Origin of the sequence: Streptomyces sp. MK37H, from assembly GCF_018035285.1 — a bacterium.
Classification (GTDB): Bacteria; Actinomycetota; Actinomycetes; order Streptomycetales; family Streptomycetaceae; genus Streptomyces; species Streptomyces endocoffeicus.
The window spans coordinates 1-18,422 of sequence record NZ_JAAAYH010000154.1; the positions used below are offsets into that span (position 1 = coordinate 1).

At 72.3% G+C, this 18,422-nt stretch carries 16 protein-coding genes; 5 read left to right on the plus strand and 11 right to left on the minus strand.

The window, feature by feature from the left end; all coding sequences use genetic code 11:
- The 4 genes from GWI24_RS21820 to GWI24_RS21835 all read right to left on the minus strand — a co-directional run.
- A partial coding sequence (locus tag GWI24_RS21820) for an HAD family hydrolase (RefSeq protein ID WP_210947603.1) occupies positions 1-652 on the minus strand: 652 nt, incomplete at its 3' end.
- A gap of 92 nt (positions 653-744) precedes the next feature.
- The gene (locus GWI24_RS21825; protein WP_138912926.1) at positions 745-990 is read right to left on the minus strand and encodes a hypothetical protein; all 246 of its coding nucleotides are present in this window, start codon (positions 988-990) and stop codon (positions 745-747) included.
- Between the two features lie 76 nt (positions 991-1,066).
- Positions 1,067-2,245, minus strand: a complete 1,179-nt coding sequence (locus GWI24_RS21830) for a cation diffusion facilitator family transporter (protein ID WP_210947604.1) — start codon at positions 2,243-2,245, stop codon at positions 1,067-1,069.
- Positions 2,246-2,424: 179 nt separating this feature from the next.
- The gene (locus GWI24_RS21835; RefSeq protein ID WP_210947605.1) at positions 2,425-3,024 is read right to left on the minus strand and encodes a hypothetical protein; all 600 of its coding nucleotides are present in this window, start codon (positions 3,022-3,024) and stop codon (positions 2,425-2,427) included.
- Between the two features lie 159 nt (positions 3,025-3,183).
- Between GWI24_RS21835 and GWI24_RS21840 the strand changes: the two genes are divergently transcribed.
- Positions 3,184-5,154 (plus strand): APC family permease, encoded by a 1,971-nt coding sequence (locus GWI24_RS21840; protein WP_210947606.1) that lies wholly within the window; start codon positions 3,184-3,186, stop codon positions 5,152-5,154.
- 105 nt (positions 5,155-5,259) lie between these two features.
- Here the strand turns inward: GWI24_RS21840 and GWI24_RS21845 are convergent, their stop codons facing one another.
- Positions 5,260-6,597, minus strand: a complete 1,338-nt coding sequence (locus GWI24_RS21845; protein WP_210947607.1) for a radical SAM protein — start codon at positions 6,595-6,597, stop codon at positions 5,260-5,262.
- Between the two features lie 186 nt (positions 6,598-6,783).
- Here GWI24_RS21845 and GWI24_RS21850 point away from each other — a divergent pair, with 186 nt between their 5' ends.
- From GWI24_RS21850 to GWI24_RS21865, 4 genes are read left to right on the plus strand one after another with little or no spacing between them, the layout of a single operon-like run.
- Positions 6,784-7,872, plus strand: coding sequence for an NAD(+)/NADH kinase (locus tag GWI24_RS21850; RefSeq protein WP_210947608.1), 1,089 nt, complete (start codon positions 6,784-6,786; stop codon positions 7,870-7,872).
- 2 nt (positions 7,873-7,874) lie between these two features.
- Complete coding sequence (locus GWI24_RS21855; RefSeq protein ID WP_247616702.1) at positions 7,875-8,501, plus strand: 2Fe-2S iron-sulfur cluster-binding protein; 627 nt, start codon at positions 7,875-7,877, stop codon at positions 8,499-8,501.
- Positions 8,498-9,493 carry a xanthine dehydrogenase family protein subunit M gene (locus tag GWI24_RS21860; protein WP_210947609.1) on the plus strand — a complete coding sequence of 332 codons (996 nt, stop codon included), beginning with the start codon at positions 8,498-8,500 and terminating at the stop codon, positions 9,491-9,493. The genes GWI24_RS21855 and GWI24_RS21860 overlap by 4 nt, the downstream gene beginning before the upstream one ends.
- Positions 9,490-11,592: a xanthine dehydrogenase family protein molybdopterin-binding subunit gene (locus GWI24_RS21865; protein WP_210947610.1), complete on the plus strand. Its 2,103-nt coding sequence runs from the start codon at positions 9,490-9,492 to the stop codon at positions 11,590-11,592. Before GWI24_RS21860 ends, GWI24_RS21865 begins: the two co-directional genes overlap by 4 nt.
- A gap of 72 nt (positions 11,593-11,664) precedes the next feature.
- On the opposite strand, the gene GWI24_RS21870 is transcribed toward GWI24_RS21865, so the two are convergent.
- The 6 genes from GWI24_RS21870 to GWI24_RS21895 form a co-directional block, all read right to left on the minus strand.
- Positions 11,665-12,897, minus strand: coding sequence for a S1 family peptidase (locus tag GWI24_RS21870; RefSeq protein ID WP_210947611.1), 1,233 nt, complete (start codon positions 12,895-12,897; stop codon positions 11,665-11,667).
- A gap of 108 nt (positions 12,898-13,005) precedes the next feature.
- Positions 13,006-14,031, minus strand: a complete 1,026-nt coding sequence (locus tag GWI24_RS21875; protein WP_210947612.1) for an ABC transporter ATP-binding protein — start codon at positions 14,029-14,031, stop codon at positions 13,006-13,008.
- Positions 14,028-15,095, minus strand: a complete 1,068-nt coding sequence (locus GWI24_RS21880) for an ABC transporter ATP-binding protein (protein WP_210947613.1) — start codon at positions 15,093-15,095, stop codon at positions 14,028-14,030. Before GWI24_RS21880 ends, GWI24_RS21875 begins: the two co-directional genes overlap by 4 nt.
- Entirely contained in the window at positions 15,073-15,996 is a 924-nt protein-coding gene (locus tag GWI24_RS21885; protein ID WP_210947614.1) for an ABC transporter permease, read from the minus strand. The genes GWI24_RS21880 and GWI24_RS21885 overlap by 23 nt, the downstream gene beginning before the upstream one ends.
- Positions 15,996-17,012 (minus strand): ABC transporter permease, encoded by a 1,017-nt coding sequence (locus GWI24_RS21890; RefSeq protein WP_210947615.1) that lies wholly within the window; start codon positions 17,010-17,012, stop codon positions 15,996-15,998. Before GWI24_RS21890 ends, GWI24_RS21885 begins: the two co-directional genes overlap by 1 nt.
- Positions 17,009-18,422: ABC transporter substrate-binding protein (locus GWI24_RS21895; RefSeq protein WP_210947616.1), on the minus strand; the 1,414-nt coding region annotated here is incomplete at its 5' end. The genes GWI24_RS21890 and GWI24_RS21895, both read right to left, overlap by 4 nt.

Genomic DNA, 18,422 nt, shown 5'->3' on the forward strand with positions numbered 1-18,422 from the left:
CGGGATTGCGGTAGATCTCGTCCGCACCGGCCTCCAACAGCATCTCCGCGGGAATGCCACCGGACTGCAGCGCGATAAAGCGCACCCCGGCCTTCACACACGCCACGGCGTCCCACACGGTGTCACCGACGAAGACCGCGTTCCGGGCCGGCACCCCGGCCTGCTCCAGGGCCTGCTCGACCGGATCCGGCGCGGGTTTGCCCTCCTCGACGTCGTCCGAGCTGAGCACGGTCCCGATGCCCTCGTCGGCGCCGATCGCGGCACGCATCGCGGCGAGTTCGTCCTGCGAGGCGGAGCTGGCCAGCACCAGGTACCAGCCGCGGTCGGCCAGGGTGCGCAGCAGGTCCGAGGCGCCGTCGAGGGCGGGCAGCCGGGGGAAGTACTCCGCGTACAGGGTCTTGTGCGCGGTGCTGATCCGCTCGTCCCCCGACCGGTCCCGGTCCTCCGGCAGCAGACGGTCCATGAGCTTGTCGGAGCTCATGCCGATGGTGTGGTGGATCTCCCGCATGCCCACCGTGTGCCCCGCCTGCCGCATCGCCTCCCACCAGGCGACGGTGTGCAGATAGTTGGTGTCCACGAGCGTGCCGTCCACATCGAACAGCGCGGCCCGGCGGCCACGGGCGTCCTGGTCCGAGGTGCGTTCGCTGCTCATCGCGTCTGCCCTCCCGGGGGAGTCGTACGAACGACGAGGTGGCCCCCACCCGCGGCGGGGGCCACCTCGTCGGAAAGGGGACTGGCCGGCACTCAGTAGTCGTAGTGGTGGTGGTGCCGGTGATGGTCGGGCTCCTCGACCACCGGGGGCGCCACGGCGCCCGGCTCGACAACGCGCCGACGCTTATAGACACTCACATACGCGCATGTGCCGATGATGCCGACCGCCATCAGAATCAGGCCGACCAGGTGGACGTTGAAGCCGTTGGCGTTCCAGTCGGTGGCGAAGGTGAGAATCCCTCCCACCGCGATCATCAAAATGCAACCGCCGAGGCCCATCAGTTCTGCCTCCGTACATGAGTTCGCTTTTTGTGGGCTGGTTTTCACCGAGTACCCAGGCCCGCCGGGGCCAATCTCACGCCCCGGCCTCCTCGCGCTCCACGGCCGCCACCGTCTCCTCCAGCGTCTGGCGGTCCGCCCGCGCCTTCGCCCGGTCCCTGGTCGAGGCGTCGGTGACATCGAGGAAGATCTGGTCGGCCTGCGGCCAGAACTCCGCCATCGCCGTCTTGACGCGCACCAGAACCTCCTCGACCTCTTCGCTGTCGAGTCCGGGGACGAGGTCGACCCGGGCCGCCACCAGCGTCGAGTCGTTGCCCAGACGCATCGTCAGCAGCGTGGTCACGGTGTCGATCTCCGGCTGCGCCTCGAGGAACCGGCGGAGCTCCCGGCGCTGGACCGGGTCGATCGCCTCACCGATGAGCCGCCCGCGCGACTCCCTGGCCAGCCGGTAGGCCACATAGACCAGCAGCGCCCCGATCAGGAAGGAGGCCGTGGCCTCGTAGACCACCTGGCCGGTGACCATGTGCAGCCACATGCCGAGCAGGGCGAACACCACGCCGAGACAGGCGGTGGAGTCCTCGGCCAGAACGGTGCGCAGTGTGGGGTCGTCACCCCTGCGCAGCTCGGTCGCCATGCCGCGGCCCGCTTCCCGTGCGTGCCCGCGCACCTGGACCAGCGCCCGGACCAGCGACGAGCCCTCGGCGATGAGCGCCACGCCCAGGACCCCGAGGCCCACCAGATAGCCGCTGTGGTCCTCGGAGCTGCCCGCGCTCAGCGCTTCGGCACCCTGGAAGAAGGAGAAGCAGCCGCCCATGACGAAGATGCCGACGGCGGCCAGCAGCGCCCAGAAGTAGCGCTCCTTGCCGTAGCCGAACGGGTGCTGGTCGTCGGGGGCCCGCCTGCTGCGTTTGAGGGAGGCGAGCAGGAACACCTCGTTGAGGCTGTCCGCGACGGAGTGAGCGGCCTCCGAGAGCAGTGCGGGGGAGCCGGCGAAGATTCCGCCGGCGGCCTTGGCCAGCGCGATCACCAGATTGGCACCGAGGGCGACGAAGACGGTGACGGCGGTCCGGGCGTCCTGGCCCTGCCGTGCGCCGGACCCGTCCGGCCCGTGGTCGCTGTCCGGTGCGTGGTCGCTGTCCGATGCGTCCGGTGCGTCCTGCGCGTCCGGTGCGCGCGAGGTCTCCGGCAGGTCCGGCGTATCCGGCGTACGCGGTGTTCCGTGCCGGTCGGAGGAGTGCGTGGTGGAACGGCTCATCGGCGGGAAACTCCGTAGGCGGGAAGTCCGTGCCGTCCTGATGGCCCTCTCCGCCGGGGCGGCCGGACGGCCTGTCCCCTTCGCGGGTGTCCCGATGTCGGGACCTCAATCGCGACACGCCCGCCCGAGGGAGCGCGCCCCGCCGGATCCATCCGGTCCACGGGGCGCGCTCGGATGGGTCAGCCGGCCGGGGCGTTCGGGGACGCGGGCACCTTCGGCAGATCGCTGAAGACGTCGAGCCCCATGGCGGCGGCGATCAGCAGACCGATCACGCCCAGCGCCACCGCTCCCCAGGCCACCGCGGTCACCCAGGGTGCCCCGGCCGTGACGGGCCGCCGCTGCCGCAGCAGCACCACGGCGGCGATCACCACGGCGGCCAGCGCGAACAGCCCGTTGACGAGGGCCGTGGTGTGCCACGGAGTGCCGTACACCGCGGAGATCTGATCGGCGGCCGACCCGGACTGGGCCTTGATCTGGCCGGTCAGCTGCTTGCGCTCCTGGAGCATGGTGCCGAGCCAGGTGCCGGAGAGCGAGGCGAGCCCGAGGCCCGCGGCGACGACCGAGGCGGCGCCGGGGACGACGCCCGGTGTGGTGGCCGGGGGAGGGGGCGCGATGTCGTCGGCGGGGTCTGATGCTTCCAGCGAGTCCGGGGTTTCCTTCGGGTCCGGGGTTTCCTGCTGGTCCGAAACAGCGTTCGGGACACCCTCCGCCGTGGCTTCCTCGGCTTCTGCGGGCTGCGCTGCGGTGTCGGTCGGTTGGTCGGTCTTGGTGGTGTCCATGTGCCGCAACCGTACGGACCGAAGATGAAAACTCACTGAGAAAGCGATGTCCTTCGGCCGGCGGCACCGGCCGGGTGGTGGCCGGCCGCGCCGCATACGCTGACCGAAGGGTCTCACCGATGGCCGGGGACCCCTCTCGCCGTACGACGGGAGCACCCCGTGGTCTCCTCCACCTCTGGCGGCGCCGCCTCCGACGGCGGGGCACGGCACCGGCTGCGCGCATGGCTGCTGGAGGGCCTGACCGACATCGCCAAGCGCCAGCCCGGCCCGCACGCCGAGCCGGAGGGCGCACACCAGGGCCAGCGGTGGTGGCGGGTGATGTGCCTGACCGGTCTGGACTACTTCTCCACCCTCGGCTACCAGCCCGGTATCGCCGCCCTGGCGGCCGGGCTGCTCTCCCCGCTGGCCACCGTGGTGCTGGTGGTGGTGACCCTGGTGGGCGCGCTGCCGGTGTACCGCAGAGTGGCAGAGGAGAGCCCGCACGGCCAGGGCTCGATCGCGATGCTGGAACGGCTGCTGACCTTCTGGAAGGGCAAGCTGTTCGTCCTCACCCTGCTGGGCTTCGCGGCCACCGACTTCCTCATCACCATCACCCTCTCCGCCGCCGACGCCACCGCCCACCTGGTGGAGAACCCGCATCTCACCGCGCCCCTGCGCGGCCATGAGGTGGCCGTCACCCTGATCCTGGTGGGAATGCTCGGGGCGGTGTTCCTCAAGGGGTTCACCGAGGCCATCGGGATCGCGGTGGCGCTGGTCGCCGTCTATCTGCTGCTCAACGCCGTCGTGGTGGCGGTCGGGCTGTGGCATGTGTGCACCGCGCCCCACGTGATCCCCGACTGGTCTCAGGCGCTGGTCGCCGAGCGCGGCAGTCCCCTGGTCATGGTCGGCGTGGCGCTGGTGATCTTCCCGAAGCTGGCCCTCGGCCTGTCCGGGTTCGAGACGGGCGTGGCCGTCATGCCGCATATCGAGGGCAAGCCGGGCGACACCGAGGAGCGCCCCGCCGGACGCATCCAGGGCGCCCGGAAGCTGCTGACCACCGCCGCGGTGATCATGAGCATCTTCCTCATCACCTCCAGCTTCATCACGACCCTGCTGATCCCGCAGCGGGCGTTCGAACCGGGTGGCGAGGCCAATGGGCGCGCCCTGGCCTATCTCGCCCATGAGTACCTGGGCTCGGCGTTCGGAAGCGTCTATGACGCCTCCACCATCGCCATCCTCTGGTTCGCCGGCGCCTCGGCCATGGCCGGACTGCTCAACCTGATGCCCCGCTATCTGCCGCGCTACGGCATGGCACCCCACTGGGCGCGCGCGGTCCGTCCCATGGTGCTGGTGTTCATCGCCATCGCGTTCCTGGTGACCTGGCTCTTCAAGGCGGATGTGGACGCCCAGGGCGGCGCCTACGCCACCGGGGTGCTCGTGCTCATCACCTCGGCCGCCATCGCCGTCACCATCGCCGCCCGGCGCGCCCGGCAGCGCGGCTGGACCATCGGCTTCGGTGTCATCTCGCTGATCTTCCTGTACACCACCGCGGTCAACGTCATCGAACGGCCCGACGGCGTCAAGATCGGCGCCTGCTTCATCGCGGGCATCATGGCCGTGTCGCTGCTGTCCCGGGTGGCGAGGGCGTTCGAGCTACGGGTCACCAGCGTGACGTTCGACGCCCTGGCCGAGCGATTCGTCCGCGACACCGCCCACCGCAGGATCCGCTTCATCGCCAACAAACCGGAACGCCGTGACCTGGCCGAATACCGCGAGAAGCAGCACCAGATCCGGGCGGACAACGACATCCCGCCCGAGGACGACATCATCTTCGTCGAGGTCACGGTGGCCGACCCGTCCGAGTTCGAGAGCGAGCTGCAGGTGTGCGGCGAGGTGGTGCACGGCCGCTACCGCGTGCTGACCCTGCAGAGCGCCACCATCCCCAACGCGCTGGCGGCGCTGCTGCTGCGGGTGCGGGACATGACCGGGCAGCGCCCGCACATCTACTTCGAGTGGACGGAGGGCCATCCGCTGGCCCACTTCCTGCGCTTCTTCCTCTTCGGCCAGGGAGAGGTGGCCCCCGTCACCCGGGAGGTGCTCCGCGAGGCCGAGCCCGACCGCGGCCACCGCCCCCACGTCCACGTCGGCTGAACGAGTCCCGCCGGGTGAACGGGTCCCGCCGAGCCGGGGGCGGCGGCCACGTCAAGGCGCCGTCGGTGTCAGAGCGCCGTCGGTGTCAGAGCGCCGTCGTGGCTGTCAGGGCGCCACCGGCTCCGGGTCCGGGTCCACCGCGGGCAGGCTGTCCATGAACGAGCTCACCGAGAACACCGCCCGCCCCGGCCCCGGCGGGCCGTATCCGGGCGGCGAGGACAGCCCGAAGTCCTCGAGCGTCGCCCGGTAGGTCTCCAGCAGCCGGATGTGGTACTCCAGCGGGGCACCCTGCGGATTCTCCTTGCCCAGCGGTGTCGTCGGCTCGGGGCACCAGGTGGTGAACCGGGGCACGACCCCGTGCGACATGAAGAAGCGCAGCCCCTCGGCGGTGGAGTCGATCGCCTCGGCCACGGACGCGAAGCCGAGCGGCTGGGCCATCTCCACGCCCGCCACGAAGTTGGGGATCACATTCCGGGCGCCGAACACCTCGGCCGAGTCCAGGATCCGGCGGTGCCACTCGTCCCGGCCGATGTAGCGCTCCTTGCCCGGGCAGTACAGCTCGAACAGCCGCCGGTCCCACACCTCGAAGTTGGGGTGGTAGATCCGCACCCCGTAGTCGTGGAACCGCTGGACATCTTCCTTGGGCAGCGCCTGCGCCACCACCTTGCCGATCCACCGGCCCGGGAAGCGCTCCTCGATGGCCTTCGCGTACTGGCCGTAGAAGTCGGCCTCGTCACGGCCGCCCACATGCGAGGTGATGGCGCCACCGGTGAGGGTGTACGCCTGCGAGGTGCGGGCCGTGTCATGGCGGTCGATGATCTCCAGCGCCTCCAGCACCTCCTCGACCGGCTTCACCCCGGTGTACGGGCGGCCCGCCGCCTTGTGCTGACGCCAGTTGTGGTTGATGTCGCAGTACTGGCACTCCTCCTTGGCGCCGAAGTACTGGCACACCCGGAACACCGTCAGATAGACCAGATAGCCCCACTGGATGGTCGGCGCGACCTCCATCACCGACTTGCCGTTCGACAGGGTGTGGCGGTAGTAGTCCGGCATCGGCGGCAGCCCCACATCGGCGATGCGCGCACCGTCCAGATACAGCCCCAGCGCACCGTCCTCCCCGGCCCGGACCACATACGGCGACGTGGGGTTGACGCGGACGGACACCACGGTGCGGCGCAGCTCGTACGGCCCGCCGGTGAGCACGATCTCCTCGGGCGGCCGTTTGAGGGCCGCGGCGCCCAGCTCCGGCAGGGTGCGGTGGTCGAACGAGAAGATGAAGTACGACTTCGGCTTGACGTCGCCGTCCTCGTTGCCGCTGAGCGCGGATTCGTCGAAGGCCATGCCGCCGCGCAGCAGGTCCTCCTTGAGCACGGCCTCCCGGGGCACCTGAGGGAAACGCTCCATCAGCCCCTCGATCAGCGCGGTTCGTCTCTCACTCGCCATCTGCTGCACCATCCCCCTGGCTCCGTACGGATGCGGTGTGGTTCCCACGCAGGTCTCTGTGCCGCTGAACACCATAGATCAGGACGGATGTTCGGTTCCAGGCCGCCCGCCCCGAGCCCGCCCCGAGCCCGCCCCGTGTCCGCCCGATGGGCGCTTCGGGGCCGGCCGCTCTACGGTGGAAGGGCCATGGCTGTCAACCGGCTCGGCATGGTCGTCCACCAGGCCCGCCCCACCGCCGTCGCGGCGGCCCGCACCGCCCGCGCATGGGCCGCCGCGCATGGCATCTCCTGCTTCGAGCTGGACGTCTGGCGCGGCGACCAGCCCCGGCGCAGCGCCCAGGAGGAGTCCGCGGCCGCCGGCCACCCCGATCTGATCGTCACCTTCGGCGGCGACGGCACATTCCTGCGGGGTGCCCGGCTCGCCGCCAGGAACGGGGCCGCGGCGCTGGGCGTGAACGTGGGGCGGGTCGGCTTCCTCACCGAGATCAGCGTCGACCAGGTGGAAGACGCCCTGAACGCCGTCCACGAGGGCCGGGCCACGATCGAGGAGCGCATGCTGCTCACCCTGCGGGCGTCCCGGCCGCTGGAGATGCCCGAGGGCATGGAGGCGCTGCTGCGCTACGGGCGGGGTCCCGTACCGCCCCCGCCCAAGGTCCGCCCCGGGCGCGGCGGCCCCGAGGAGGCCGGCTGGGGCATTCCGCTGGATGTCAACGCCGTCAACGACGTGGTCTTCGAAAAGCTCGCCCGCGACCGCCAGGCCGGTCTTGGCGTGTATGTGTCGGCGCAACTGCTCGCCTCGTACTCGGCCGACGCGATCATCGTGGCCACCCCGACCGGCTCCACCGCCTACAGCTTCGCCGCCGGCGGGCCGGTGGTCTCCCCGTACCTGGACGCGGTGGTCTTCACCCCGGTCGCCCCGCACATCGCCTTCGACCGCTCCGTGGTGGCCGCGGTGGACGAACCCGTCGCCGTACGGGTGCTGCCGACCTCGGGGCAGGTGGCGGTCAGCCTCGACGGGCAGCTGCGCGGCGTGCTGAATCCGGGCGACTGGGTGGCGGCCTACCGGGCACCGGTCCGGCTGCGGCTGGTGCGGCTCACGCCGACGCAGTTCTACCACCGGCTGCGGGACCGCTTCCGGCTGGCCGACTCGCCCGCCGCCGACGTGGCCCCGCCGTTCTACCGCCCCAGCTCCCCGATCCCACCGGACCTGGCACATCTGCGGCTGCCCCCGGTGCCCGACGACCCACCGGAGCCGGGGCCGGACGGCCCACGCTGAAGATGCGGGACGCATACCCCGATGCCAGGCTGAGGGGTGTGACAGCTCACGCGTTTCACAGCGACTTCGCGCTGCGTGTCAACGGTGCCGACCGCCCCCTCACCCTCGACCACCGGGTGACCCTGCTGGACGCCCTCCGCGAACACCTGGCGCTGACCGGGGCCAAGAAGGGGTGCGACCACGGGCAGTGCGGGGCCTGCACCGTCCTGATCGACGGGGAGCGCGTCAACAGCTGCCTGGTGTTCGCCGTGGCCGCACAGGGCCGGGACATCATCACCATCGAGGGCGTGGCGGGGCTCGCCGCCCCGGAGGAACTCCACCCGCTGCAGCGGGCGTTCCTGGACCACGACGGCTTCCAGTGCGGCTACTGCACACCCGGCCAGATCTGTTCCGCCATCGGCGCGCTCACCGAGGCCGCGCGCGGCTGGCCCAGCCATGTGACGGAGGACATGGCGGCCGGGGTCGGCGCGCCGGATGAGCTGGACGCCGACGAGATCCGGGAGCGGATGAGCGGCAACCTGTGCCGCTGCGGGGCGTACCCCGGCATCGTGGCCGCCATCCGCGAGGTCGCCGGGGCCGACGGCGGCGGGGCGCCCGCCCGCGCCGGCGCGGCGGGAGGGGCGCGATGAAGCCCTTCGGCTACGAGCGCGCCACCGACCCCCAGACCGCCGCCACGCTCGTGGCCGACTCCACCGAGGCGGTGTACCTGGCCGGGGGCACCAATCTGGTGGACCTGATGAAGCTCGGGGTGTCCGAGCCCGCACTGCTCGTCGACATCGCCGGGCTCCCGTACGACACCGTCGAGCACCGCCCGGACGGCGGTGTGCTCATCGGCGCGCTGGTCCCGGGCAGCCGCCTCGCCGGGGACCCGGGCATCCGCGAGCGGTTCCCCGCGCTGGCCGAAGCGCTGCTGTCCGGCGCCTCCGGGCAGCTGAGGACCGTGGCCACCACCGGTGGCAATCTGCTGCAGCGCACCCGCTGTGTGTACTTCCAGGACGTGACCAAACCCTGCAACAAGCGGCGGCCGGAGACCGGCTGTTCGGCCGTCCACGGCCTCCACCGCGACCTGGCCGTGCTCGGCACCTCCGACTTCTGCGTGGCCGGCCACCCCTCGGACATGGCGGTGGCGATGGCCGCGCTCGACGCGGTCGTCCATCTGCGGCGGGTGAACGGCAGCCCCCGTGCGGTGCCGCTGAACGACTTCTATCTGCTGCCCGGTGACACCCCGCACCGCGAGACGGTGCTCCAGCCCGGCGATCTGATCACCGGTGTCGAGCTGCCACCGCCCCCCGAGGGCGCCGCCATGTCCTACCGCAAGGTCCGCGACCGCTGGTCCTACGCCTTCGCCCTGGTGTCGGTGGCCGCCGTCGTGGCCACCGAGGCCGACGGCACACTGCGGGAGATCCGGCTGGGGCTCGGCGGCGTGGGCACCCGCCCCTGGCGGGCCCGCGAGGCCGAGCGGCTGCTGACCGGGCGGCAGCCGACCGAGGAGCGCCTGCGGGAGGCGGCCCGGGCCGAGTTCGCCCCGGCGCGCCCGCTGCCGCAGAACGCGTTCAAGATCGACCTCGCCGTGGACGTCATCACCGCGGCCGTGCGCGACCTCGTGGGAGGGCGGCGATGACCACGCTCCAGCGGACCGTGGGCACCGAGGTGACCCGTGTCGAAGGGCGCGAGAAGGTCACCGGTGCCGCGCTCTACGCGTACGAGTATCCGGTGCCGGACGCCCTGTACGCGTGGGCGGTGCAGTCCACCATCCCGCGCGGCAGGGTGCGCGCCGTCGACACCGTCGCGGCGCTGTCCCTGCCGGGCGTGGTGGCCGTGCTCGACAGCCGTAATGTGGCCCGGCTGCGCCCGACCGACACCCCCGAACTCGCCGTCCTGCAGTCCCCCGAGGTCGCCTACCGGGGGCAGATCGTGGCGGCCGTGGTGGCGGACACCTTCGAGACGGCCCGTCAGGCCGCCGCTGCCGTGCGCGTCGAGTACGACGTGGACGACCACGACGCCGAGCTGATGGACGGCGATCCGCGCATCTTCGTCCCCGAGACGGTCAACGGCGGCTACCCGGGGCACACGGAGACCGGCGATGTGGAGGCCGCCCTCGCCGCGGCGCCGGTCGTCCTCGACGCCACGTACACCACACCCCCCGAGCACACGGCCACGATGGAACCGCATGCCACCATCGCCGTCTGGGACGGGGACACGCTCACCCTCTACAACGGCGACCAGGGCCCCTGGATGACGGCCGCCAGGTTGGCCGAGCTGTTCGGCCTGCCCGAGGGCGCCGTCCGGATCGTGGCCGACCACACCGGCGGCGGCTTCGGCTCCAAGGCGATTCCCCGCCCGCCCACGGTGCTCGCCGCGCTGGCCGCCCGCGCCGTGGGCCGCCCGGTCAAGGTGGCGGCCACCCGGCAGCAGATGTTCACCATGGTCTCGTACCGCACGCCCACCCTCCAGCGCATCCGGCTCGGCGCCGAACGGGACGGCAGGCTCACCGCCATCTGGCACGACGCGCTGCAGCAGAGCTCCACGCTCACCCCGTACTGCGAGCAGACGGTCACCTGCACCCGCGTCATGTACGCCGCGCGCCACCGCCGTACCACCCACCGCCTGGCGCAGCTGGACGTGCCGACGCCCTCGTGGATGCGCGCCCCCGGCGAGGCGCCCGGGATGTTCGCGCTGGAGAGCGCGATGGACGAGCTGGCCGTGGCGCTGGGCGTGGACCCCGTCGATCTGCGGGTGGCCAACGAGCCGTCCGTGGACCCCGGGACCGGTCATCCCTTCAGCAGCCGGAATCTGGTGGCCTGTCTGCGGGAGGGCGCGGCGCGCTTCGGCTGGGCGGGCCGCGACCCCGCGCCGGGGCGCCGCCGGGAGGGGCACTGGCTGCTCGGCACCGGAGTGGCAGCGTGCAACTACCCCGCCCTCACCTGGCCCTCCACCGCGACCGCCCGCGCCGAGCCCGGCGGAGGCTTCACCGTACGGATCGCCGCGGCCGACATCGGCACCGGCGCCCGCACCGCGCTGACCCAGGTGGCGGCGGACGAACTCGGTGTGGGGATCGACCGGGTCACCCTCGACATCGGCCGCAGCGCCTACGGCCAGGCGCCGTGGGCGGGCGGCTCCATGGGCCTGAGCTCGTGGGGCTGGGCGGTGTCCAAGGCGTGCCGGGCGCTGACCAAGCGGCTGGACGAGGTCTCCGGCGCGATCCCGCCCGGCGGGCTGGAGGAGCGGGCGGACACCGCCGAGGATGTCGAGGCGCGCCGGGCGTTCTCGCGCCACGCCTACGGCGCCCAGTTCGCTCAGGTGCGGGTGGACGCCGTCACCGGCCAGGTGCGGGTGGACCGGCTGCTGGGGATGTTCGCCGCCGGACGCGTCATCAACCCCCGGACGGCGGGTTCGCAGCTGCGCGGCGGCATGTGCATGGGGCTGTCGATGGCGCTGCACGAAAACCTGGAGACGGACCCGCGGTTCGGCGACTTCGCCAACCACGACCTCGCCACGTATCACATCGCGGCCAACGCGGATGTGCGCGATGTCCAGGCGCACTGGCTCGAGGAGAACGACGACGAGCTCAACCCGATGGGCAGCAAGGGCGTCGGGGAGCTGGGCATCGTCGGCACGGCGGCGGCGATCGCCAACGCGGTGTACCACGCCACGGGGGCGCGGGTCCGCGATCTGCCGATCACGGTGGAGCGGGTGCGCGCGGGGCTGTCCGGCCCCTGAGCTGCCGCCGCCCCGCATCGCGGCTCCCGGGGTGTCCCGCGGTGACGGCGCGGGACACCCGGTCGGGTGGGATCAGCCGTTGTCGGCGGCCCCACCGGCGCCGTCCGCGCCGTCCCCGGCGGCCCCGGAGCCGTCAGCGGCGCCGCCGTCCGCCGCGCCACCGTCGTCCGCCGCGCCGCCGCCTCCGGCCGCACCGCCGTCCCCGATCTTCGCACCGACCGCCTCCAGCGCGGTCGTCACCGGCTGGAAGAAGGTCTCACCGCCGGAGGTGCAGTCACCGCTGCCGCCGGAGGTCAGGCCGATGGCCTGGCCGTCCGCGCTGAACAGCGGGCCGCCGCTGTCGCCGGGCTCCGCGCAGACATCGGTCTGGATGAGCCCGCTGACCGTGCCCTCGGGGTAGTTGACCGTCGCGTCGAGACCGGTGACCGAGCCGTCGTTCAGCCCGGTGGTGCTGCCCATGCGCTGCACCTGCTGGCCCACCGTGGCCTCGCCCGCCCCGACGATGTCCACGGTCTGGTCGCCGGTGTTCACCGTGCTGGGGGCCTCGGTGTTGGCGTCGTCGTACGTGACCAGCGCGAAGTCGCCGTCACCGGGGAAGGTGGCGTCCTGCACGGTGCCGATCGCCGCGCCGTTCTGCGAGTCCGACCACTGCTCGGCGGCGACGCCGCAGTGACCGGCGGTGAGGAACGCCGGGGCGCCGCTGTCCGTGGTGACGTTGAAGCCGAGCGAGCAGCGCGCGCCGCCGCCGAAGATGGCGTCGCCGCCCGCGACGAAGGGCTTGAACTCGCCCGTGGACTTCTTCAGGGTGGCCATGCCGTCGCCCAGCGACTTCACGGTGGACTCGAGGGTGTCCCACTTCGCCCCGGTGACCGTGGAGTCCGCGGTGACCCGCAGCTCATTGGTCTTGGGGTCCACCGACCAGGAGGTGCCCGGGATGGTCGCCTTGGTCTTGAGGGTCTTCGCGGCGGTCTGCAGCGCCTTGGTGCTGTTGTCGACCTTTCTGGCCACCGCCCCGGCGCTCTTGACCTGGACGTTCACATTGTTGTTGTCGCCCACGACATTGACGATGACCTGCTGCTTGTCCTTGTCGTAGTAGGCCCCGCCGAATGCCTCGCCCAGCTGCGACGCGAGCTCCGCGGCGATGTCCGCCGCCGACGCGGCGTCCACCTTCTTGGGCTGGGCGGCCTCTGCCTTGTCGTCCTGTGAGGCGTTGGCGTTGGGCAGGATGATCGCGGCTGCCGCCACGGCGGCGGCCCCGGCCCCCGCGAACACGATCTTTCGCTTGGGTACCCGTTTATGGCTCAACTCATGACCTCCTGTTGGGGGTTACGGGATCACTCATCCGCGACGAGCACAACCCGGCAGTGGATACGGGCGGCGCACGAGTTGCGTTCAGAGTGATTTAGGAGATCTTTACGGGGCCGTCTCCAGCAGCCCGGTCTCCGGCGGCCCCTGTGCGGTGACCGGGTCGGCGATCAGCTCACGCCACTCGGGTGCCCGATGGCAGGCGGCCGTGCGCCCCCGGCCCACCGGGGCGGGTACGGGCGCGGTGCGGCAGGCGTCGGCGACGAACGGGCAGCGGTGGGCGAAGACACAGCCCTCCCGAGCCGTCCAGGCGGGCGGTTCGGCCGACGGTCGCAGCGCCGCCGCGCCCGGCCCGCCCTCGGCCCGTACGCTCGGCGCGGAGGCGATGAGCAGCGCGGTGTACGGATGCAGGGGCCGGCCGAACACCTCCCGTACGGGCCCCTGTTCCACCACCCGGCCGCGGTAGAGCACCGCCACCCGGTCGGCGATGCCCGCCAGCGAGCTGAGGTCGTGCGAGATGACCACGACGGCCATCCCGCGCTCGGTGCGCAGCCGGTCCAGCAGCCGCAGCACCCGATTGCGGTTGGAGGCGTCCAGGGCGCTCACCGGCTCATCTGCGATCAGCAGCCGGGGCCGGGTGACGATCGCCCGCGCGAGCAGCACCCGCTGGCGCTGACCGCCCGAGATCGCGCCCGGCAGCCGATCGCCGAGGCGCGCCGCGTCCAGGCCGACCGTCTCCAGCGCCTCGTCCACGCGGGCGGCGATGTCCGGGTCGCCGAGGTCCCCCGCCACAGCGAGCGGTTCGGCCACGGCCCGCCGGACCGTCAGCTCCGGGTCCAGCGCCCGCAGCGGATCCTGGAAGGCGTAACTCAGCTGCCCCGAACGGCGGAACGCGCGCAGCGCCCGCCCCCGCAGCCCGGAGATCTCGCGCCCGTCGAAGACCACCCGCCCCGAGCGCGGCGGGACGAGCCCCACGGCCGTACGCGCCAGTGTGGTCTTGCCGGAGCCGGTCTCCCCGATGACCCCGACGATCTCCCCCTCGCCCACGGACAGCTCCACGCCATCGAGCACCGGCCGCGCGCCCCGCCGGCCGAAGGCCACGGTCAGCCCGGAGAGCTCCAGCAGCCCGCTCATGCCGCCACCTCCCGGGTGCCGTGCGCACCGGTTCGCGACAGATCGAGCTCCTCGCCGCGGACGCACCGCACCCGCCGCCCGTCGGCCGTCTCCCGCAGCGGCACCGGACCGCTGAGGCACTCGGGCGCGGCGAACGCGCAGCGGTCGGCGAACCGGCAGCCCGGCAGCCGCGCGCCCACCTCGGGCGGCGCGCCGGGGATCACCTCCAGCCCGCGCCGCTCCCAGTCGCCGACCGTGGCCACGCGCAACAGCGCCTCGGTGTACGGATGCAGGGGATCGTTCAGCACCCGTTCGGCCGGGCCGTCCTCGACCAGCTCCCCGGCGTACGCCACCAGTACGCGGTCGCACACCTCGGCGATCACCGCCAGGTCATGGCTGACCAGCAGCAGCGCCAGATCGTGCTCGGCGCGCATGCGGGCCAGCAGCTCCAGGACCTCGGCCTGGACCACCACATCCAGCGCGGTGGTCGCCTCGTCGGCCACCAGCAGATCCGGTGCGCAGGCCACCGCCACGGCGATCAGCACACGCTGCAGCATTCCGCCGGACAGCTCATGCGGATGTCGCCGGGCCACCTCGGCGGGGTCGTGCAGCCCGACGGCGGCGAACAGCTCGGCGGCCCGCGCATCGGCCCGTGCCCGGTCCAGCCCCAGCTTCACCCGCAGCACCTCGGTCAGCTGACGGCCCACGGTCAGCGAGGGGTTGAGATACGAGGCGGGGTCCTGGAAGACGGCGCCCACCCGGGTGCCCCGTACGCGGTCCCACTCCCGGCGGGACAGCCCGGTCAGCGCCTCACCGGCCAGTGTGATCTCGCCCTCGGACACCGCGCAGCCCGCTGGCAGCAGTCCGAGCACCGACCGGCAGATGAGGGTCTTGCCACTGCCGGACTCGCCGACCAGGCCGACGGCCTCACCGCGGCCCACGGTGAACGACACATCGCGTACGGCCGTCAGCCGCCCGGACGAGACGGTGACGCCGAGTCCTTCGACCGACAGTGCGGCTGACTGGTCGGTGGGCGCGCCGGGCGTGGCAGGCGTGGCGGGGTCAGACGACGGGGAGTGCGGCATCGGCCCGCTCCTTGGTGGTGTCGGGGGATTCGGCGGTGGCGCCGGGGGAACCGGCGGCCGGGTCCGGAGCGCCGCCGGGCAGCAACTCCTCCGCCCCGGCGTCCCGTACGGCGTCGGCCAGCAGATTGAGCGCACCGGCGGTGATGACGATCAGCGCGGCCGGGAACACCGGCGCCCAGATCTGCTGGGTGAGGAAGCCCAGATCGGTGGCGAGCATGCCGCCCCAGGTGGCGGCGGGCGGCTGCACACCGACCCCGAGGAAGGTCAGCGAGGAGACCACCAGCAGACAGGTGGCCAGCGCGTGGGCCGCCGTGACGATGACCGTCGGCAGGACCTTGCTCCAGATGTGGGTGCGCAGCACCCGGCCGACCGAGGCGCCGAACAACTCGGCCGACTCCACGTACTGGGCGTGCCGCAGACTCAAGCCGGCGGCGCGGGTCATCCGGAAGAACAGCGGGGCGTAGAGCACCCCGAGCGCCAGCATGGCCTGGTGCATCCCATTGCCCAGCGCGCCCACCACCGCGATGGCGAACACGGTGAACGGCAGTGTCATCAGCGCGTCGACGGCGCGCTGCGCGAGCCACTCGCCCACCCGCCCCATCCACAGCGAGGCCAGCCCGGTCGGTACCCCCACCGCCATCGCGGCGGCCACCGCCTCCACGGCGCCCGCCACCGAGCGGCCGCTGCCCTCCAGCAGCCGGCTGAGCACATCGCGGCCCAGGTAGTCGGTGCCGAGAAGATGGCCGGGGCCGGGCCCGCGCAGCATGTTCCGGGGGTTCTGGGCCAGCGGGTCATGGGGCGCGAGCCGGCCGCCGAACACCGCCAGCAGCGCGATGGCCAGCAGCACCAGCAGCGCCACCTTGGCGGAAGTCGGCCGCCACGCCTGTCGCAACGTCCTCATCAGCGCGTCACCTCCCGGCGCCGGGCGGCCGGATTCAGCGCGAGCAGCGCCGCGTTGACGGCCACATTGACCACCAGGACCACCGCGATGGTCACCAGCAGCGTCCCCTGGATCACCGGGATGTCGTGCTGCTCCGCCGACTGCAGAGTGAGCTGGGCGAGCCCGGGCAGCGCGAAGATCTGCTGGGTGACCACCGCACCGCCGAGCAGCATCGGCACGCTCATCCCGAGCGCCGTCAGCGCGGGTCCCGCGGCGTTGCGCAGGGCGTGGCCGAACACCACCCGCCGGGCGGGCAGTCCACGCATCACCGCGCCCGTCACATAGTTCTCCCGCAACGTCCCCACCAGCGAGGTGCGCAGCTGACGGGCGATGGCGGCCGCGGCCTCCAGGCTCAGCGCGAACGCGGGCATCACGGTGTACCGCAGCCACTGCGCGGGGTCCATGTCCAGCGGCACATAGCCACCGGACGGCAACCACCCCAGCTTCAGCGAGAACACCGTGACCAGCGCGATGGCCACGACGAAACCGGGCAGGGTGCCGAGCAGCGCGCACAGCGCGGTGACGGCGCGATCCAGCCGTCCGCCCGCCCTGAGCGCGGCGGCGACACCGGCGGCCCCGCCCAGCACCACGGCCATCAGCAGCGCGAGCCCGGCGATGGACAGATCCACCGGAATGGCCTGCCGGATGCTCGTCGCCACCGGGACCGTGGTGAACCACGAGCGGCCCAGATCGCCGGTGAAGGCATGCCCGAGCCATGACACGTACTGCTCCCACAGCGGCCGGTCGAGGCCGAACTGATGGTTCATCCGGGCGATGTCGGCGGGCGTCGCCGTCTCGCCGAGTACGGCCGCCGCCGGATTGGCCCCGGAGAGCGCGCCGAGACCGAAGGTCAGCGCGGAGGACAGCAGGAACACCGTGCCCGCCGTGGCGAGGACCCGGCCCAGCGAGCGTGGCAGACGGGCCTGGCGCACGGACTTCCGGCGCGTGCGCGCGAGGTGTGCGGTGAGCGTGGTCATCCGGCCGTCACCCCCTCGAACCGCTGCACCACCGGGAGCGAGGGGATGGCGGACACGGAGGACGTACGGGCGAGGGCGCGCGGCACCGTGTAGAGGAACACGTTCGGCATCGTGCGCACCGCCACCGCGGTGGCCGCCCGCAGCACCTCCGGATAGCGCGGCGACTCCAGCGGGGTGCGGCGCACCGCGGCCACGGCCGCGTCCAGTTCGGGCGTGGTACGGCGTGAGGGGTTCATCAGCCCCTCCGCGCCGAAGAGCACCTGCATCGCCTGCACCGGTGACTCCCGCCCGGCGAACTGGTCGATGTACAGGGCACGCGAGTGCTGGACGTACACCACCTGCGACGCCCGCGCCTCGGGGATGACCTCGATCCGGGCCCGGAACCCGACCCGGTTCAGCTGCGCCTGCAGCTGCTCGGGCGCGCCCTGCGGCTGGGCGGTGGTGATGGTCACCTCGACACCGCCGTGATACCCGGCCTCACGGAGCAGTGCGCGCGCCCGCTCCGGGTCGTGCCGGTACACCGCGCCGAGTGACGGGTCGAAGCCCGGGTAGCCGGGCGGGAAGGGCTGGTGGTCCACCTCGCCATGGCCGAACTGCTCGCTGTCCAGCAGGGCCTGGCGGTCCACGGCGTACTTCAGGGCCTTGAGGACGGCGGGGTCGTCGAAGGGCTTCATGGTGGTGTTCACATCCAGGACGCGCACCACCATCGACGGAATGAGCTGCACCGTGAAGCCCGCCTCCCGCGCCGCCTCGACCTGGCTGAACGGGATCTGGGCCACATTGAGCCGCCCGGACTGGAGCGCGGCGAGCGCCGTGGTCTCATCGGGCTTGGGAAACGCCTCGAAGCGCTCGACGGCGATGTGCTCGGCGTTCCAGTAGCCGGGGTCGCGGCGCAGGCTCGCCATGGAGTTCTGGGTGTACGACACCAGCCGGAACGGGCCGTGGCCGGCCGGCCTGGTGGCCAGCCGCGCCTCGTCCTTCCCGAACGCGGCAGGGCTGACCACCATGCCGGTCTTCCCGGCCAGCAGCGCGGGCAACTGGTAGTCGGCCTCGGTGAGTTCGAGGACCACGGTGTGCTGGTCGGGCGCCCGAACCGCGTCGATGGTGGTCAGCTGGGAGGCGATCAGGGACTTGGGGTGGTTCTTGCCGCGCTCGAGGCTCTTCTTGACGGCCTCGGCGTTCACCGGTGTGCCATCGGAGAACCGCAGGCCCCGACGGAGGGCGAAGGTGAGGCGCCGTCCGTCGTGGGAGTAGCGCCAGGAGGAGGCGAGCGCGGGCTTGGCGCCGCCCTCGGCATCGAGTTGGGTCAGCCCGGAGTAGACGAGCGACAGCAGATGGACATCCCAGCCCTTGGAGGAGAACACCGGGTCCCAGGTGGAGGGCAGATCCCAGCCCCAGCGCAGGGTCTCG

Excerpts from the sequence above, each read along its gene's own strand:
- GWI24_RS21825 (WP_138912926.1), bottom strand. The coding sequence starts at position 990 with ATGGGCCTCGGCGGTTGCATTTTGATGATCGCGGTGGGAGGGATTCTC.
- GWI24_RS21830 (WP_210947604.1), bottom strand. The coding sequence starts at position 2,245 with ATGAGCCGTTCCACCACGCACTCCTCCGACCGGCACGGAACACCGCGT.
- GWI24_RS21835 (WP_210947605.1), bottom strand. The coding sequence starts at position 3,024 with ATGGACACCACCAAGACCGACCAACCGACCGACACCGCAGCGCAGCCC.
- GWI24_RS21845 (WP_210947607.1), bottom strand. The coding sequence starts at position 6,597 with ATGGCGAGTGAGAGACGAACCGCGCTGATCGAGGGGCTGATGGAGCGT.
- GWI24_RS21850 (WP_210947608.1), top strand. The coding sequence starts at position 6,784 with ATGGCTGTCAACCGGCTCGGCATGGTCGTCCACCAGGCCCGCCCCACC.
- GWI24_RS21855 (WP_247616702.1), top strand. The coding sequence starts at position 7,875 with ATGCGGGACGCATACCCCGATGCCAGGCTGAGGGGTGTGACAGCTCAC.
- GWI24_RS21860 (WP_210947609.1), top strand. The coding sequence starts at position 8,498 with ATGAAGCCCTTCGGCTACGAGCGCGCCACCGACCCCCAGACCGCCGCC.
- GWI24_RS21865 (WP_210947610.1), top strand. The coding sequence starts at position 9,490 with ATGACCACGCTCCAGCGGACCGTGGGCACCGAGGTGACCCGTGTCGAA.
- GWI24_RS21875 (WP_210947612.1), bottom strand. The coding sequence starts at position 14,031 with ATGAGCGGGCTGCTGGAGCTCTCCGGGCTGACCGTGGCCTTCGGCCGG.
- GWI24_RS21880 (WP_210947613.1), bottom strand. The coding sequence starts at position 15,095 with ATGCCGCACTCCCCGTCGTCTGACCCCGCCACGCCTGCCACGCCCGGC.
- GWI24_RS21885 (WP_210947614.1), bottom strand. The coding sequence starts at position 15,996 with ATGAGGACGTTGCGACAGGCGTGGCGGCCGACTTCCGCCAAGGTGGCG.
- GWI24_RS21890 (WP_210947615.1), bottom strand. The coding sequence starts at position 17,012 with ATGACCACGCTCACCGCACACCTCGCGCGCACGCGCCGGAAGTCCGTG.